General features: G+C 66.2%; 26 protein-coding genes. All 26 read right to left on the bottom strand.

Going from position 1 to position 15,954, the window contains the following annotated elements:
* Positions 1–183 precede the first annotated feature (183 nt).
* A complete protein-coding gene (rplO, locus tag AB0F18_RS04235) occupies positions 184–639 on the bottom strand; it encodes a 50S ribosomal protein L15 (protein WP_344163495.1) in 456 nt (151 codons plus the stop codon).
* A 2-nt stretch (positions 640–641) separates the two neighbouring features.
* On the bottom strand, positions 642–824 hold the full coding sequence (gene rpmD, locus AB0F18_RS04230; protein WP_005313525.1) for a 50S ribosomal protein L30: 183 nt from the start codon (positions 822–824) through the stop codon (positions 642–644).
* Positions 824–1,426: a 30S ribosomal protein S5 gene (gene rpsE, locus AB0F18_RS04225; protein WP_007265914.1), complete on the bottom strand. Its 603-nt coding sequence runs from the start codon at positions 1,424–1,426 to the stop codon at positions 824–826. Before rpsE ends, rpmD begins: the two co-directional genes overlap by 1 nt.
* A 45-nt stretch (positions 1,427–1,471) precedes the next feature.
* The gene (gene rplR / locus AB0F18_RS04220; RefSeq protein WP_042812338.1) at positions 1,472–1,855 is read right to left on the bottom strand and encodes a 50S ribosomal protein L18; all 384 of its coding nucleotides are present in this window, start codon (positions 1,853–1,855) and stop codon (positions 1,472–1,474) included.
* A gap of 4 nt (positions 1,856–1,859) precedes the next feature.
* Positions 1,860–2,399, bottom strand: a complete 540-nt coding sequence (gene rplF, locus AB0F18_RS04215) for a 50S ribosomal protein L6 (RefSeq protein WP_042812337.1) — start codon at positions 2,397–2,399, stop codon at positions 1,860–1,862.
* A 20-nt stretch (positions 2,400–2,419) separates the two neighbouring features.
* Positions 2,420–2,818: a 30S ribosomal protein S8 gene (gene rpsH, locus AB0F18_RS04210; RefSeq protein ID WP_042812335.1), complete on the bottom strand. Its 399-nt coding sequence runs from the start codon at positions 2,816–2,818 to the stop codon at positions 2,420–2,422.
* Positions 2,819–3,039: 221 nt separating this feature from the next.
* The gene (locus tag AB0F18_RS04205) at positions 3,040–3,225 is read right to left on the bottom strand and encodes a type Z 30S ribosomal protein S14 (protein WP_003956452.1); all 186 of its coding nucleotides are present in this window, start codon (positions 3,223–3,225) and stop codon (positions 3,040–3,042) included.
* Positions 3,226–3,230: 5 nt separating this feature from the next.
* Positions 3,231–3,782: a 50S ribosomal protein L5 gene (gene rplE, locus AB0F18_RS04200; RefSeq protein ID WP_358893649.1), complete on the bottom strand. Its 552-nt coding sequence runs from the start codon at positions 3,780–3,782 to the stop codon at positions 3,231–3,233.
* Positions 3,782–4,093: a 50S ribosomal protein L24 gene (gene rplX, locus AB0F18_RS04195; RefSeq protein ID WP_079429301.1), complete on the bottom strand. Its 312-nt coding sequence runs from the start codon at positions 4,091–4,093 to the stop codon at positions 3,782–3,784. Before rplX ends, rplE begins: the two co-directional genes overlap by 1 nt.
* Positions 4,094–4,095: 2 nt before the next feature.
* Positions 4,096–4,464 (bottom strand): 50S ribosomal protein L14, encoded by a 369-nt coding sequence (rplN, locus tag AB0F18_RS04190; RefSeq protein WP_003956455.1) that lies wholly within the window; start codon positions 4,462–4,464, stop codon positions 4,096–4,098.
* A 102-nt stretch (positions 4,465–4,566) separates the two neighbouring features.
* A complete protein-coding gene (gene rpsQ, locus AB0F18_RS04185; protein ID WP_030008467.1) occupies positions 4,567–4,848 on the bottom strand; it encodes a 30S ribosomal protein S17 in 282 nt (93 codons plus the stop codon).
* Positions 4,848–5,072 (bottom strand): 50S ribosomal protein L29, encoded by a 225-nt coding sequence (gene rpmC, locus AB0F18_RS04180; protein WP_007265907.1) that lies wholly within the window; start codon positions 5,070–5,072, stop codon positions 4,848–4,850. The genes rpsQ and rpmC overlap by 1 nt, the downstream gene beginning before the upstream one ends.
* The gene (gene rplP / locus AB0F18_RS04175; RefSeq protein ID WP_007265906.1) at positions 5,072–5,491 is read right to left on the bottom strand and encodes a 50S ribosomal protein L16; all 420 of its coding nucleotides are present in this window, start codon (positions 5,489–5,491) and stop codon (positions 5,072–5,074) included. Before rplP ends, rpmC begins: the two co-directional genes overlap by 1 nt.
* A gap of 5 nt (positions 5,492–5,496) precedes the next feature.
* Positions 5,497–6,336: a 30S ribosomal protein S3 gene (gene rpsC / locus AB0F18_RS04170; protein ID WP_007265905.1), complete on the bottom strand. Its 840-nt coding sequence runs from the start codon at positions 6,334–6,336 to the stop codon at positions 5,497–5,499.
* Complete coding sequence (rplV, locus tag AB0F18_RS04165) at positions 6,336–6,683, bottom strand: 50S ribosomal protein L22 (protein WP_007265904.1); 348 nt, start codon at positions 6,681–6,683, stop codon at positions 6,336–6,338. Before rplV ends, rpsC begins: the two co-directional genes overlap by 1 nt.
* A 42-nt stretch (positions 6,684–6,725) precedes the next feature.
* A complete protein-coding gene (rpsS, locus tag AB0F18_RS04160) occupies positions 6,726–7,007 on the bottom strand; it encodes a 30S ribosomal protein S19 (protein WP_007265903.1) in 282 nt (93 codons plus the stop codon).
* A gap of 12 nt (positions 7,008–7,019) precedes the next feature.
* Positions 7,020–7,856: a 50S ribosomal protein L2 gene (gene rplB, locus AB0F18_RS04155; protein WP_007265902.1), complete on the bottom strand. Its 837-nt coding sequence runs from the start codon at positions 7,854–7,856 to the stop codon at positions 7,020–7,022.
* 39 nt (positions 7,857–7,895) lie between these two features.
* The gene (gene rplW, locus AB0F18_RS04150) at positions 7,896–8,219 is read right to left on the bottom strand and encodes a 50S ribosomal protein L23 (RefSeq protein ID WP_007265901.1); all 324 of its coding nucleotides are present in this window, start codon (positions 8,217–8,219) and stop codon (positions 7,896–7,898) included.
* Positions 8,219–8,869: a 50S ribosomal protein L4 gene (gene rplD, locus AB0F18_RS04145; RefSeq protein ID WP_362054848.1), complete on the bottom strand. Its 651-nt coding sequence runs from the start codon at positions 8,867–8,869 to the stop codon at positions 8,219–8,221. The genes rplW and rplD overlap by 1 nt, the downstream gene beginning before the upstream one ends.
* A gap of 4 nt (positions 8,870–8,873) precedes the next feature.
* On the bottom strand, positions 8,874–9,518 hold the full coding sequence (gene rplC / locus AB0F18_RS04140; protein ID WP_042812328.1) for a 50S ribosomal protein L3: 645 nt from the start codon (positions 9,516–9,518) through the stop codon (positions 8,874–8,876).
* A gap of 14 nt (positions 9,519–9,532) precedes the next feature.
* The gene (rpsJ, locus tag AB0F18_RS04135; protein ID WP_003948644.1) at positions 9,533–9,841 is read right to left on the bottom strand and encodes a 30S ribosomal protein S10; all 309 of its coding nucleotides are present in this window, start codon (positions 9,839–9,841) and stop codon (positions 9,533–9,535) included.
* A gap of 454 nt (positions 9,842–10,295) precedes the next feature.
* Positions 10,296–11,384: a hypothetical protein gene (locus AB0F18_RS04130; protein WP_362054846.1), complete on the bottom strand. Its 1,089-nt coding sequence runs from the start codon at positions 11,382–11,384 to the stop codon at positions 10,296–10,298.
* Between the two features lie 193 nt (positions 11,385–11,577).
* Entirely contained in the window at positions 11,578–12,771 is a 1,194-nt protein-coding gene (tuf, locus tag AB0F18_RS04125; protein ID WP_362054844.1) for an elongation factor Tu, read from the bottom strand.
* Positions 12,772–12,920: 149 nt separating this feature from the next.
* Complete coding sequence (gene fusA / locus AB0F18_RS04120; RefSeq protein WP_362054842.1) at positions 12,921–15,053, bottom strand: elongation factor G; 2,133 nt, start codon at positions 15,051–15,053, stop codon at positions 12,921–12,923.
* Positions 15,054–15,092: 39 nt separating this feature from the next.
* Complete coding sequence (rpsG, locus tag AB0F18_RS04115; RefSeq protein ID WP_007265894.1) at positions 15,093–15,563, bottom strand: 30S ribosomal protein S7; 471 nt, start codon at positions 15,561–15,563, stop codon at positions 15,093–15,095.
* A gap of 2 nt (positions 15,564–15,565) precedes the next feature.
* Positions 15,566–15,937, bottom strand: coding sequence for a 30S ribosomal protein S12 (gene rpsL / locus AB0F18_RS04110; protein WP_007265893.1), 372 nt, complete (start codon positions 15,935–15,937; stop codon positions 15,566–15,568).
* Between the last annotated feature and the right edge of the window lie 17 nt (positions 15,938–15,954).

Genomic DNA, 15,954 nt, shown 5'->3' with positions numbered 1-15,954 from the left:
CTCCTGCGACCCCCGCGCTACTGCGTCAGAGGTGACGGTCTGAGGGATCGACGAATACGTACAAGCAAAGGTGCAGGCCACCTTACCGGCGACTGCGCCCCCCGTGGAACGACCGACCGGGGATGCCCCATATGTGAGGCATCCCCGGTCGGGTTTTACTCGCTATTTGTCACAAAGTTCGTCTTAGACGAGCTCGGTCACAGTGCCGCCGGCGGCGGCAATCTTCTCCTTGGCGGAGGCGGAAACGGCGTCAACCGAAACCGTCAGCGCCACGGAGATCTCGCCCTGGCCCAGGACCTTGACGAGGCTGTTCTTGCGAACCGCGCCCTTGGCGACCAGGTCGGCCACCGTGACCTCTCCACCCTCGGGGTAGAGGGCACCGAGCTTGTCCAGGTTCACGACCTGGAACTCGGTGCGGAACGGGTTCTTGAAGCCCTTCAGCTTCGGCAGGCGCATGTGGAGGGGCATCTGCCCACCCTCGAAGCGCTGCGGAACCTGGTAGCGGGCCTTCGTACCCTTCGTACCACGACCAGCCGTCTTACCCTTCGACGCCTCACCGCGACCCACACGGGTCTTCGCGGTCTTGGCGCCGGGGGCGGGACGGAGGTTGTGGGCCTTCAGCGGGCTGTTCTCAGCCATGATTAGTCAACCTCCTCAACCGTCACGAGGTGGCGGACGGTGTGCACCATGCCGCGGAACTCGGGGCGGTCCTCCTTGACGACCACGTCGTTCAGGCGCTTGAGCCCGAGCGAACGCAGGGTGTCGCGGTGGTTCTGCTTGCTGCCGATGTACGACTTCGTCTGCGTGATCTTGAGGCGGGCCATCAGACACCCGCCCCAGCGCGCGCACGAAGCAGGGCCGCGGGAGCGACGTCCTCGAGCGGCAGACCACGGCGAGCCGCGATCTCCTCGGGACGCTGCAGGCCCTTGAGGGCCTCCACGGTCGCGTGCACGATGTTGATCGCGTTGTCGGAGCCGAGCGACTTCGACAGGATGTCGTGAACGCCGGCGCACTCCAGAACGGCGCGCACCGGGCCACCGGCGATAACACCGGTACCGGGGGAAGCAGGCTTCAGCAGGACAACGCCGGCCGCCTTCTCGCCCTGGATCGGGTGCGGGATGGTGCCCTGGATGCGGGGAACCTTGAAGAAGTTCTTCTTGGCTTCCTCGACGCCCTTGGCGATGGCCGCGGGAACTTCCTTGGCCTTGCCGTAACCGACACCTACGGTGCCGTCACCGTCACCCACCACGACGAGCGCGGTGAAGCTGAAGCGACGACCACCCTTGACAACCTTGGCGACGCGGTTGATCGCGACAACGCGCTCAACGTAAGCGGTCTTCTCGGCGGCAGCGCCACCGTCGCGACCCTTCCGGTCCCGCCGCTCGCCGCCACCGGCACCGCTACCGCGGCGCTGGGGTCCAGCCATTGGATTACCTCTCTCTGTTACGTCCGTTAGTCCCGGAACCGGGGCTTAGAACTTCAGCCCGGCTTCGCGGGCGGCGTCAGCCAGAGCGGCAATGCGCCCGGCGTATCGGTTGCCACCACGGTCGAACACGACGGCCTCGACACCGGCAGCCTTGGCGCGCTCGGCGACCAGGGCGCCGACCTGCTTGGCCTGCGCGGACTTGTCACCCTCGCCACCACGGACCGACGCGTCCAGGTGGGACGCCGACGCCAGGGTGTGACCCTTGAGGTCGTCGATCACCTGAGCGGTGATGCCGCGGTTCGAACGCGTCACGACGAGGCGCGGACGCTCCGCCGTACCCGACATGTTCTTGCGGATGCGGATGTGGCGGCGGGCCTTGGCGGCCCGCTTGTAAGCGTCGCCCTTGGCGATCTTCACACCGTATGCCATGGCTTTACTTACCAGCCTTTCCGACCTTGCGGCGGATGACCTCGCCCGCGTACTTGACGCCCTTGGCCTTGTACGGGTCGGGCTTCCGCAGCTTGCGGATGTTGGCGGCGACCTCGCCGACCTTCTGCTTGTCGATGCCCTCGACCGAGAACTTGGTCGGCGACTCGACCTTGAAGGAGATGCCCTCGGGCGCCTCCACCAGGATCGGGTGGCTGTAACCGAGCTGGAACTCCAGGTCGGAGCCCTTCGCGGCGACGCGGTAACCGACACCGCTGATCTCGAGCGCCTTGGTGTATCCCGTGGTCACACCGGTGATCATGTTGGCCACCAGCGTGCGGGACAGGCCGTGGAGGGCCTTGTTCTGACGCTCGTCGTTCGGACGGGTGACGTTCAGAACGCCGTCCTCGCCCTTAACGATCTCGATGGGGGCGGCGACGGTGTGCGTCAGGGAGCCCTTGGAGCCCTTGACGGTGACCGTGCGGCCATCGATGGTGACGTCCACGCCGGCGGGAACCGGGATGGGGAGCTTGCCGATACGAGACATAGCTATTCCTCCGTTCCCGACTACCAGACGTAGGCGAGGACTTCCCCACCCACGCCCTTCTTCTGCGCCTGCTGGCCGGTCAGGAGACCGTGGGACGTGGAGATGATCGCCACGCCCAGGCCGCCGAGGACCTTCGGCAGGTTGGTGGACTTCGCGTAGACACGCAGACCCGGCTTCGAGATCCGCTTGATGCCGGCGATCGAGCGCTCGCGGTTCGGACCGAACTTCAGCTCGAGGACGAGGTTCTTACCAACCTCGGCGTCCTCGACCTTCCAGCCGGTGATGAAACCCTCCTGCTTGAGGATTTCCGCGATGTGCGACTTGATCTTGCTGTGCGGCATCACGACGGAGTCGTGGTACGCCGAGTTTGCGTTACGCAGACGAGTGAGCATGTCTGCGATCGGGTCAGTCATGGTCATGAATCGGCCTTCGGCCTCTCTCGCCGGGGTTTCCTGTATGCGCCATCCCTCTCCCCACACAGAGGCGGGACGGGTGCGGCGCGGGGACCTACGGCGTAGTAAGTCGACGGGCGGTGGACGCCCAACCCCACTAGCCTACGGCATGGGGGCTGGGCCTCCACCGGCCCAGATACTTACCGAGAGCGTCTGGAAAACCTCAACACCCCAAAGGGTGAAGGGATTTACCAGGAGCTCTTGGTCACGCCCGGCAGCTCGCCACGGTGAGCCATCTCACGGAGGCACACGCGGCACAGGCCGAACTTGCGGTACACGGAGTGGGGACGACCGCAGCGCTGGCAGCGGGTGTACGCACGCACACCGAACTTGGGCTTGCGGGCAGCCTTCGCGATGAGAGCCTTCTTCGCCATCTCGCTTACGCCTCCTTGAAGGGGAAGCCGAGGTGACGAAGGAGCGCGCGGCCCTCAGCGTCGTTGGTCGCCGTGGTGACCACGGTGATGTCCATACCCCGGGTACGGTCGATCTTGTCCTGGTCGATCTCGTGGAACATGACCTGCTCCGTGAGACCGAAGGTGTAGTTGCCACGGCCGTCGAACTGCTTCGGCGACAGACCGCGGAAGTCACGGATACGCGGCAGCGCGAGCGACAGCGTACGGTCCAGGAACTCCCACATGCGGTCACCACGGAGGGTGACGTGGCAGCCGATCGGCTGACCCTCACGCAGCTTGAACTGCGCGATGGACTTGCGGGCCTTCGTGACGGCCGGCTTCTGACCGGTGATCGTCGTCAGGTCGCGGATGGCGCCGTCGATCAGCTTCGAGTCACGGGCGGCGTCGCCGACACCCATGTTCACGACGATCTTGACGAGGCCGGGAATCTGCATGACGTTCTCGTAGGAGAACTCTTCACGCATCTTGCCCGCGATCTCCTCGCGGTACTTCGTCTTCAGACGCGGAGTGGTAGCCATCAGATGTCCTCACCCGTGCGCTTGGCAACGCGGATCTTGTTGCCCTCGTCGTCGAAGCGGTAACCGACGCGGGTGACGACCTTCTTGCCGTCCTTCTCCACGACCAGCTGGACGTTGGACACGTGGACGGGGGCCTCGGTGATCACGATGCCGCCGGCCTGGTTCTGCCCAGCCTTGGTGTGCTTCTTGACCCGGTTGACACCCTCGACCAGGACACGGTTCTCGCTGGGCATGGCCGCGATGACCTTGCCCTGCTTGCCCTTGTCCTTACCGGTGATGACCTGGACCAGGTCGCCCTTCTTGATCTTCATGCTTACAGCACCTCCGGCGCGAGCGAGATGATCTTCATGAACTTCTTCTCGCGCAGCTCACGGCCGACGGGGCCGAAGATACGGGTGCCGCGAGGGTCGCCGTCGTTCTTCAGAATGACGGCGGCGTTCTCGTCGAAGCGGATGTACGAGCCGTCCTGGCGGCGGCGCTCCTTGACGGTGCGAACGATGACCGCCTTGACGACGTCACCCTTCTTCACGTTGCCACCGGGGATCGCGTCCTTGACGGTGGCGACGATGACGTCACCGATGCCCGCGTAGCGGCGACCGGAGCCACCGAGAACACGGATGCAAAGGATCTCCTTGGCACCAGTGTTGTCGGCGACACGCAGTCGCGACTCCTGCTGGATCACGTCTATCTCCTGTTTGTCTGCCGGTTCCCGGCCGGGGCTCCAGTGAAGGAAGCCCCGGCCGAGCCTGGCGGAACGAACCTGAAGGGTTACCCCTTCAAGTGATTACTTGGCCTTCTCGAGGATCTCGACGATGCGCCAGCGCTTGCTCGCCGACAGCGGACGCGTCTCCATGATGAGGACGCGGTCGCCGACGCCGGCAGCGTTCTGCTCGTCGTGCGCCTTGAGCTTGTTCGTACGGCGGATGACCTTGCCGTACAGCGCGTGCTTCACACGGTCCTCGACGGCGACGACGACGGTCTTGTCCATCTTGTCGCTGACGACCAGACCCTCACGGGTCTTGCGGAAACCGCGCTCGGTCTTCTCAGTCACGTTGTTCTCGCTCATCAGGCGTTCTCCACCGTCTCGATACCGAGCTCACGCTCGTGCATCAGGGTGTAGATGCGAGCGATGTCCTTACGGACGGACTTGAGCCGGCCGTTGTTCTCCAGCTGGCCGGTGGCCGCCTGGAAACGGAGCTTGAACAGCTCCTCCTTGGCCTCGCGAAGCTTGGCAACGAGCTCCTCGTTGCCGAGCTCGCGGAGCTCGGACGCCTTGGTTCCCGTCGCCATCACGACTCACCTGCCTCGCGCTTGACGATCCGGCACTTCATCGGCAGCTTGTGGGCCGCACGAGTGAGGGCCTCACGCGCAATCTTTTCGTTCGGGTAGGACAGCTCGAACATGACCCGGCCCGGGTGCACGTTCGCGATCCACCACTCGGGGGAACCCTTACCGGAACCCATGCGGGTTTCGGCCGGCTTCTTCGTCAGCGGGCGGTCCGGGTAGATGTTGATCCAGACCTTGCCGCCACGCTTGATGTGGCGGGTCATCGCGATACGAGCCGCCTCGATCTGGCGGTTCGTCACGTAGGCGGGGGTGAGCGCCTGGATGCCGTACTCGCCGAACGAGACCTCAGTACCGCCCTTGGCCATACCGCTGCGCTTCGGGTGGTGCTGCTTGCGGTGCTTGACCCTACGAGGGATCAGCATGTCGGTCAGGCCTCCGTTCCGGTGCTCTCAGCCGGAGCGGCGGCGGGAGCGTCGGCCTTGGGGGCCTCGGCACCAGCAGCCTGCTGCGGCTTGCGGCCACCACGGCCGCCGCGCTCGCCACCACGGCCACCACGGCCGGCGGGACGGTCGCCAGCGCCGGCACCACGGGCCGGGCGGTTACCCGCACGGGCCGCAGCGTTCTCGGCGCGAACCTCGGCGATGTTCTTGACGTCGCCCTTGTAGATCCAGACCTTCACGCCGATCCGGCCGAAGGTGGTCTTGGCCTCGAAGAAGCCGTAGTCCACGTTCGCGCGCAGCGTGTGCAGCGGCACACGACCCTCGCGGTAGAACTCGGAGCGGGACATCTCGGCGCCGCCGAGACGGCCGCCACACTGGATCTTGATGCCCTTGGCGCCGGCCTTCATGGTGCCCTGCATGCTCTTGCGCATGGCACGACGGAAGGAGACGCGGGAGGAGAGCTGCTCGGCAACGGCCTGGGCAACGAGCTGAGCGTCGAGCTCGGGGTTCTTGACCTCGAGGATGTTCAGCTGGACCTGCTTGCCCGTGAGCTTCTCGAGGTCACCGCGGATGCGGTCGGCCTCGGCGCCACGGCGGCCGATGACGATGCCGGGACGAGCGGTGTGGATGTCCACACGCACGCGGTCACGGGTGCGCTCGATCTCAACCTTCGAGATGCCGGCGCGCTCCATGCCGGACGTCATCATCCGACGGATGGCGACGTCTTCCTTGACGTAGTCCTTGTACAGCTTGTCGGCGTACCAACGCGACTTGAAGTCGGTGGTGATGCCGAGTCGGAACCCGTGCGGGTTTACCTTCTGGCCCATTACCGGGAACCTTCCTTGCTGCTGACGACCACGGTGATGTGGCTGGTCCGCTTGCGGATCCGGTAGGCACGGCCCTGGGCACGCGGACGGAACCGCTTCAGGGTCGGGCCCTCGTCCACGTACGCCTCGCTGATGACCAGCGTGGAGGCGTCCGGGTGGTTGTAGTTGTGCGCGGCGTTGGCAATGGCGCTGTCCAGCACCTTGCCGACCGGCACGCTCGCGGCCTGCGGGGCGAAACGCAGGACCGCCTGAGCCTCCGTGGCATCCATGCCACGGATGAGGTCCACCACTCGGCGGGCCTTCATGGGCGTGACGCGGATGTACCGCGCCTGGGCCCTGGCTTCCATGGTTGTCCCTTCGGTGTTAGTCATAGTCGTAACCACCCCGCGTTAGCGGCGCTTCGACTTCCGGTCGTCCTTGACGTGGCCGCGGAAGGTGCGAGTCGGCGAGAACTCGCCGAGCTTGTGGCCGACCATCGACTCGGTGACGAACACCGGGACGTGGGTCTTGCCGTTGTGCACCGCGATCGTGTGACCCAGCATGCTGGGGATGATCATCGAGCGGCGGGACCAGGTCTTGATGACGTTCTTGGTACCGGCTTCGTTCTGAGCGTCCACCTTCTTTACGAGGTGGTCGTCGACGAAGGGTCCCTTCTTGAGACTGCGCGGCATCTAAACCCGCTCCTAGCGCTTCTTGTTCGTCTTGCGGCGGCGGACGATGTACTTGCTCGAAGCCTTCTTCGGCGAGCGAGTACGACCCTCCTTCTGACCCCACGGGGAGACCGGGTGGCGACCACCACTGGTCTTGCCCTCACCACCACCGTGCGGGTGGTCAACCGGGTTCATCGCGACACCGCGGACGGTCGGGCGGACGCCCTTCCAGCGCATGCGGCCGGCCTTGCCCCAGTTGATGTTCGACTGCTCGGCGTTGCCGACCTCGCCGACCGTGGCGCGGCAGCGCGCGTCGACGAGACGGATCTCACCGGACGGCATGCGGAGGTGGGCCATCACGCCCTCCTTCGCGAGCAGCTGCACGGAGGCACCCGCGGAGCGGGCGAACTTCGCACCGCCGCCGGGACGCAGCTCGATGGCGTGGATGGTCGTACCGACCGGGATGTTGCGCAGCGCGAGGTTGTTGCCCGGCTTGATGTCGGCCGTCGGGCCGTTCTCGATCCGGTCACCCTGCTGCAGACCGCGCGGCGCGATGATGTAGCGCTTCTCGCCGTCGGCGTAGTGCAGCAGCGCGATGCGCGCGGTGCGGTTGGGGTCGTACTCGATGTGCGCGACCTTGGCCGGCACGCCGTCCTTGTCGTGACGACGGAAGTCGATCACGCGGTAGGCGCGCTTGTGGCCACCGCCCTGGTGGCGAACGGTCACACGACCGGTGTTGTTACGGCCGCCCTTGCTGTGCAGCGGGCGGACCAGCGACTTCTCCGGCGTGGACCGCGTGATCTCGACAAAGTCGGCGACGCTGGAGCCACGACGGCCCGGGGTCGTCGGCTTGTACTTGCGGATACCCATTTCTCAGTCCTCGTCCGATTCCGGACGACTAGACCTCCGTTAGGAGGCCTGGCCGCCGAAGATGTCGATACGGTTGCCCTCGGCAAGGGTCACGATGGCGCGCTTGGTGTTGGCGCGCTTGCCGAAACCGGTCTTGGTGCGCTTGCGCTTACCCTGACGGTTGATCGTGTTGACCCCGGTGACCTTGACCGAGAAGACCGCCTCGACGGCCTGCTTGATCTGGGTCTTGTTGGCGCCGGGCGCGACGATGAACGTGTACTTGTTCTCGTCCAGCAGCGCGTAGCTCTTCTCCGAGACGACCGGCTTGATCAGCAGGTCGCGCGGGTCGGTGAAGGTCTTGCTGGTAACGGTCGCCTCAGACATCAGGCCTCGTTCCCTTCGGTCTCATCGGCCTTGGGGCCAGACACGAAGGACTCGAGCGCGGCCTGGGTGAAGACCACGTCGTCAGAGACGATCACGTCGTACGTGTTCAGCTGGCCCGGCTCCAGGATGTGAACCTGGGGCAGGTTGCGGGCGGACAGCCACGCGGCCTCGTCGGCACGCTCGACGACCAGGAGCAGGTTCTTGCGCTCCGAGATCTTGCCGAACAGCGTCTTGGCGGCCTTCGTGGAGGCGGCACCCTCGACCACGCCGGTGACGACGTGGATGCGGGAGTGACGCGCACGGTCCGAGAGGGCACCGCGGAGGGCGGCGACCTTCATCTTCTTGGGGGTCCGCTGCGAGTAGTCACGCGGCTGCGGGCCGTGGACGACGCCACCGCCGGCGAACTGCGGAGCGCGGGTCGAACCCTGACGGGCGCGGCCGGTGCCCTTCTGGCGGTAAGGCTTCTTGCCACCACCACGGACTTCGCCACGGGTCTTGGTCTTGTGCGTGCCCTGACGGGCAGCGGCCAGCTGGGCGACGACGACCTGGTGGATCAGCGGAACGCTGGTCTTCGCGTCGAAGATCTCCGCGGGGAGCTCGACGGTACCGGCCTTGTCGCCTGCCGGCGAAAGGATGTCAATGGTGCTCATTACCTCAAGCCCCCTTGGCCGCGGTACGGACCAGGACGAGGCCGCCGTTCGGACCGGGGACCGCGCCCTTGATGAGGAGCAGACCCTTCTCCGCGTCAACCGCGTGGATGGTCAGGTTCTGGGTGGTGACGCGCTCGTTACCCATGCGACCGGCCATGCGCATGCCCTTGAAGACACGCCCAGGGGTGGCGCAGCCACCGATCGAACCGGGGGAGCGGTGCTTGCGCTGCACACCGTGACCGGCGCCGAGGCCCCGGAAGTTGTGGCGCTTCATGACACCGGCGAAGCCCTTGCCCTTGCTGTTGCCCGTGACGTCAACCTTGACGCCGGACTCGAACACAGCGGCGGTGATCTCCTGGCCGAGCGTGTACTCGCTCGCGTCGGAGGTACGCAGCTCCACCAGGTGGCGGCGGGGGGTCACGTCGGCCTTGGCGAAGTGGCCCTTGAGGGGCTTGTTCACCTTGCGCGGGTCGATCTCGCCGAAGGCGATCTGGACCGACTCGTAGCCGTCGGTGTCATTGGTACGGACCTGGGTAACGACACAGGGCCCGGCCTTGACGACGGTCACCGGGACGACACGGTTGTTCTCGTCCCAGACCTGGGTCATGCCGAGCTTCTCGCCCAGGACGCCCTTGATCTGCTTTGCCATCTTCTCCGCGCCTCTCAGAGCTTGATCTCGATGTCAACGCCGGCCGGAAGGTCCAGGCGCATCAGCGAGTCAACGGTCTTGGGCGTCGGGTCGAGGATGTCGATCAGGCGCTTGTGCGTGCGCATCTCGAAGTGCTCGCGCGAGTCCTTGTACTTGTGCGGCGACTTGATGACGCAGTACACGTTCTTCTCAGTGGGCAGCGGCACCGGGCCCGCGACCGACGCACCAGTGCGCGTCACCGTCTCGACGATCTTCTTCGCCGAGGAGTCGATGACCTCGTGGTCGTAGGCCTTGAGCCGGATGCGGATCTTCTGTCCCGCCATGGCTACTCCGTAGTCCTGTCTCTGTATGGAAACGCTCTGGCTCCCGGCCGGCTGCGGAACGGGGTTCCGCAGTCTCTCCTCCGACCCACGCGGTCGGGCGTGTCGCACTCCCTCCGAGAAAATTCCCATACGGAAATTCCCTGTCCAAGGGGGTGCGGTCCTTGACCGCGCATCGGGGGAGAAACACCCACCGAGTGCCTGGTGGGCACCGTGCTGACACTTCCCAGAAGATTCCCGTACGTCCGCCCTCATTGCTGCCCCGAGAGGCAGATTAAGGACGACGAGTACTGTGGGACTCGCTTCCGGTCCCCCCGGCGGGAGGCGCGCAGCATCGGCACACAGCCGAGCAACTTGAGTAGTCTGCCATACGAGACACGCACCTGGCCAATCGGGCCGAAGAGAATACCCCTCCGCGCGATCACGTCAAACCGCGCCGCGCGATGGGGATCCCTGGTCAGGAGCGGGATGCGGTCCCGCAGCCCTCCGCCGGGTCGGCGCCGATGCTCTTGGAACGGTCGTACGGGTCCACCGGGGTGCCGGAAGCCCTCGGTCCGCTGTCCTGCGCGTCCGAGAAGAAACGCGGGTGCAGGTAGCCGTCGCGCCGGCCGCAGTCACTGTTGGCGATGTCCTGCGCGGCCCCGTACAGCCACAGCCGGCCCTGGCCGCCCCGTTCCCGCCCGCGGAAGAGCTGAAAGGTGGCCTCGCGGCGGACGACGGTCCGGGCGACGTCCTCCGGGTTCCCGCCGATCTTCACGAACGGGTAGACGAAGCTGTAGTCCACCTTCACGTCGGCCTGGCCGGGCTTCTCCCCCGCCTCCACCCACATGCGGCCGCGTACCTTGACCACCTCGCCCACCGGCTTCAGCTCGGCCGGGTCGTAGCGGGTGAACAGCTCCAGCGGGTCGTGCTCCCGGCTCGGGTGCTCGTACGCCTCCGCGGTGTCCTGGCGCCGCTCGGTGTCCTCGGGGTCCAGCAGGTCCAGCGCCGCCGTGGGCCGCTCGCCCCTCAGGACGGCCGGGTCCAGATTGGCCGCCACCAGGAACCGCTTCGCCAGCGCCAGCCCCTCGGCGACCTCCCCCGCGGGCACCCCGTTCACGGCTGCGGCAGCCGGTACCTCGATCGCGGCGGCGCCCTCCGCCCACTGCGCGGCCGGCGAGCCGCGGAAGGGCTCCTTCAGGGTCGGCCGGTCCGGGTGGGTCTCGTCCGGGGCCGCCGTCGGACGTACGGACTCCGCGGGCAGCGGAGCGGCGTCCCGGGCCTCCTGGCGGGCGTGCGCCTTCCCCGTGAGCCTGTCGATGACCAGCTCGGGCCGCAGGGCGACCAGCGCGAGCCCCGCGATGACGGCGATCGCCGCCGCGGCCTTGAGCCGACGCTCGCCCCGGCCCCGGCCCTCCATCTCCCGCCAGGCCGGCCCGGTCCGCCATCCCGGCGGATCGTTGCGCACCGGCCTGGGCGCGCGGCCGAACCGGCGGCGGGCGGCCCGCTCCCGCTCCTCGTCGGATATCTCCGGTACGCCGTCACCCTGCCGGCCCTGCCGGTCCATGCTTCCCACCCTGAACGCTCCCGCTGTACGTGATCTGCTGCGGAGCCTCTCACAGGGCCTTTATCCCGTCTTTACGGGGGTCGTCCCGGCGGGTACGACGAAGGGCCCCTCCCCCGCCGCCGGAGCGGTGGGGAAGGGGCCCTCCTGTCGAACATGGTGCCCGCTCGCGCGAGCTACCAGGTCAGAACACGAATTACTTCGTGATCTTGGTGACCTGGCCGGCGCCGACCGTACGACCACCCTCACGGATGGCGAACTTCAGGCCCTCCTCCATGGCGACCGGCTGGATCAGCGCGACCGTCATGTCGGTGTTGTCGCCCGGCATGACCATCTCGGTGCCCTCGGGGAGGGTCACGACGCCGGTCACGTCCGTGGTACGGAAGTAGAACTGCGGGCGGTAGTTGTTGAAGAACGGGGTGTGACGGCCACCCTCGTCCTTCGACAGGATGTACGCGGCGGCCTCGAACTCGGTGTGCGGCGTGACCGAACCGGGCTTGATGATGACCTGGCCGCGCTCGACGTCCTCGCGCTTGATGCCACGGAGGAGCAGACCGACGTTCTCACCGGCCTGGCCCTCGTCGAGCAGCTTGCGGAACATCTCGATGCCGGTGACCGTGGTGGTGGTCTTCTCCTGCTTGATGCCGATGATGTCGACGGTCTCGTTGACCTTCAGGACACCACGCTCGATGCGGCCGGTGACGACGGTGCCACGACCGGTGATCGTGAAGACGTCCTCGACGGGCATCAGGAACGGCTTGTCGGTGTCACGCGGCGGGGTCGGGATCGCGGCGTCCACGGCGTCCATCAGGCCGAGGAGCTTGTCACCCCACTCCTTGTCACCCTCGAGCGCCTTCAGCGCGGAGACCTGGACGACCGGCAGGTCGTCGCCCGGGAAGTCGTACTCGGAGAGGAGCTCACGGACCTCGAGCTCGACGAGCTCCAGGATCTCCTCGTCGTCCACCATGTCGGCCTTGTTCAGGGCGACGACGATGTACGGAACGCCGACCTGGCGGGCCAGGAGCACGTGCTCCTTGGTCTGCGGCATCGGGCCGTCGGTGGCGGCGACCACGAGGATGGCGCCGTCCATCTGCGCGGCACCCGTGATCATGTTCTTGATGTAGTCCGCGTGACCCGGGCAGTCGACGTGGGCGTAGTGACGCGCCTCGGTCTGGTACTCGACGTGCGCGATGGAGATGGTGATACCGCGCTGACGCTCCTCAGGAGCCTTGTCGATCTGATCGAAGGCCGAGGCCGCGTTCAGGTCCGGGTACTTGTCGTGCAGCACCTTGGTAATGGCGGCCGTGAGGGTCGTCTTACCGTGGTCAATGTGACCGATGGTGCCGATGTTGACGTGCGGCTTAGTCCGCTCGAACTTCGCCTTCGCCACGGGGGTCCTCCTGAGAGTGGTTCTGTACGCCTTGAATGGTCGGCGCCAGGTGATCTTTGCTGGATAGCCGGCTCCCCGGGGCAACAGGAGGGTTGCTCCTGTTGCCCCAGAGGTTCCGGTGGCAAGCCTAAAGCGTGAACTCGGAAGAGTTACTCGCCCTTGGCCTTCGCGATGATCTCCTCAGCGACGTTCCGGGGAACCTCGGCGTAGGAGTCGAACTGCATCGAGTAGCTGGCGCGACCCGAGGTCTTGCTGCGGAGGTCTCCGACGTAGCCGAACATCTCCGAAAGCGGCACGAGGCCCTTGACGATCTTGGCTCCGTGACGGTCCTCCATGGCCTGGATCTGGCCACGGCGGGAGTTGATGTCACCGATGACGTCGCCCATGGACTCCTCCGGCGTGGTGACCTCGACGGCCATCATCGGCTCGAGGAGCACGGGAGAAGCCTTGCGCGCGGCCTCCTTGAAGGCCTGCGAACCGGCGATCTTGAAGGCGAGCTCGGAGGAGTCGACCTCGTGGTAGCCACCGTCGAGAAGCGTGACGCGGACGCCCGTCATCTCGTAGCCGGCCAGGATGCCGAACTGCATGGCCTCCTGCGCACCGGCGTCGACCGAAGGGATGTACTCCTTCGGCACGCGGCCACCGGTGACCTTGTTCACGAACTCGTACGCCGGACCATCGGCGTCCGTGATCGGCTCGATCGCGATCTGCACCTTGGCGAACTGACCGGTACCACCGGTCTGCTTCTTGTGGGTGTAGTCGTGACGCTCGACGGCCTTGCGGATCGTCTCGCGGTACGCGACCTGCGGCTTGCCGACGTTGGCGACGACCTTGAACTCGCGCTTCATACGGTCGACCAGCACCTCGAGGTGCAGCTCGCCCATACCGCCGAGGATGGTCTGGCCGGTCTCCTCGTCCGAGTGGACGTGGAACGACGGGTCCTCTTCCGCGAGACGCTGGATGGCGACACCCAGCTTCTCCTGGTCGCCCTTGGAGGCGGGCTCGATGGCGACCTGGATGACCGGAGCCGGGAAGTCCATGGACTCCAGGATCACGGGTGCCTTGTCGTCACACAGCGTCTCACCGGTGGTGGTCTGCTTCAGGCCCATGACGGCGACGATGTCGCCGGCGCCCACCGCGTCGATCTCCTCACGCTTGTTCGCGTGCATGCGGTAGATCTTGCCGATGCGCTCCTTCTTGCCCTTGACGGAGTTCAGCACCGCGGTGCCGGCCTCCAGGCGGCCCGAGTAAACCCGGACGAAGGTGAGCTTACCGAGGTGCGGGTCGCTCATGATCTTGAACGCGAGCGCGGCGAGGGGCTCCTCGTCCGACGGCTTGCGCTTCACGACGACCTCGGCGTCCTTGACGTCGTGGCCCTCGATGGCCTCGATGTCGAGCGGCGACGGGAGGTAGCGCACGACGGCGTCGAGCAGGGGCTGGACACCCTTGTTCTTGAACGCCGTACCGCAGAAGACCGCGGTGATCGTGGGCTCGCCCTTGCCCTTGCCGGAGCCGAGGATGATGCGGCGCACGGCCGCGTGCAGCTGCTCCTCGGTGGGCTCGGTGCCCTCGAGGAAGAGCTCCATCATCTCTTCGTCGTTCTCGGCGACCTGCTCGACGAGGGTGGCGCGCCACTCCTCGGCCAGCTCGGTGTGCGAGGCCGGGATGTCGACGACGTCGTACATCTCGCCCTTGGTGGCCTCAGCGGACCACACGAGGGCCTTCATGCGGACGAGGTCGACGACGCCCTTGAAGTCCGCCTCGGCACCGATCGGCAGCTGCATGACGATCGGAACCGCACCGAGGCGGTCCTTGATCATGTCGACGCAGCGCATGAACTCGGCGCCGGTACGGTCGAGCTTGTTGACGAAGCAGATGCGCGGGACGCCGTAGCGGTCCGCCTGACGCCAAACGGTCTCGGACTGCGGCTCCACACCGGCGACGCCGTCGAACACGGTGACGGCACCGTCGAGGACGCGGAGCGAACGCTCCACCTCGACCGTGAAGTCCACGTGACCCGGGGTGTCGATGATGTTGATGGTGTGGTCGACGTCCTCGAGCGGCCAGTGGCAGGTCGTCGCGGCGGACGTGATGGTGATGCCGCGCTCCTGCTCCTGCTCCATCCAGTCCATCGTGGCAGCGCCGTCGTGGACCTCACCGATCTTGTACGACACACCGGTGTAGAACAGGATGCGCTCGGTGGTGGTCGTCTTGCCCGCGTCGATGTGGGCCATGATGCCGATGTTGCGCACCTTGGCCAGGTCAAGCGAAGTGGTAGCCATATCGGCTCAGTCTTCTCTCGGTCTCGATGTGGGTTGGGACTACCAGCGGTAGTGCGCGAAGGCCTTGTTGGACTCGGCCATCTTGTGCGTGTCCTCACGCTTCTTGACGGCAGCGCCAAGACCGTTCGAGGCGTCGAGCAGCTCGTTCATCAGGCGCTCGGTCATGGTCTTCTCGCGGCGGGCGCGGGAGTAACCCACGAGCCAGCGCAGCGCCAGGGTCGACTGGCGACCCGGCTTGACCTCGACGGGGACCTGGTAGGTCGCGCCACCGACACGGCGGGACTTGACCTCGAGCGACGGCTTGACGTTCTCCAGCGCGCGCTTCAGCGTGATGACCGGGTCGTTGCCGGTCTTCTCGCGGAGGCCTTCCATGGCGCCGTAAACGATGCGCTCGGCGGTGGAGCGCTTGCCGTTCAGGAGGATCTTGTTGATGAGCGAGGTCACCAGAGGAGAGGCGTAGACCGGGTCGATGATGACCGGGCGCTTCGGGGCGGGGCCCTTACGAGGCATTCTTACTTCTCCTTCTTGGCGCCGTAGCGGCTGCGGGCCTGCTTGCGGTTCTTGACAGCCTGGGTGTCAAGCGCACCGCGGATGATCTTGTAACGAACACCCGGCAGGTCCTTCACACGGCCACCACGCACGAGCACGATCGAGTGCTCCTGCAGGTTGTGTCCCTCACCCGGAATGTAAGCGGTGACCTCGATGCCGGAGGTCAGACGCACACGCGCGACCTTACGGAGCGCCGAGTTCGGCTTCTTCGGGGTGGTCGTGAACACACGCGTGCAGACACCACGACGCTGAGGCGAAGCCTCAAGCGCGGGGGTCTTCGTCTTCTCGACCTTGTCCTGCCGGCCCTTCCGGACCAGCTGCTGGATCGTAGGCACTACTTCTCCGGTTTCTG

Source organism: Streptomyces sp. NPDC029216 (assembly GCF_040648015.1).
Classification (GTDB): Bacteria; Actinomycetota; Actinomycetes; order Streptomycetales; family Streptomycetaceae; genus Streptomyces.
The sequence above is the reverse complement of the archived record's forward strand: the minus strand, read 5'-3'. Positions and strand labels throughout refer to the sequence as shown.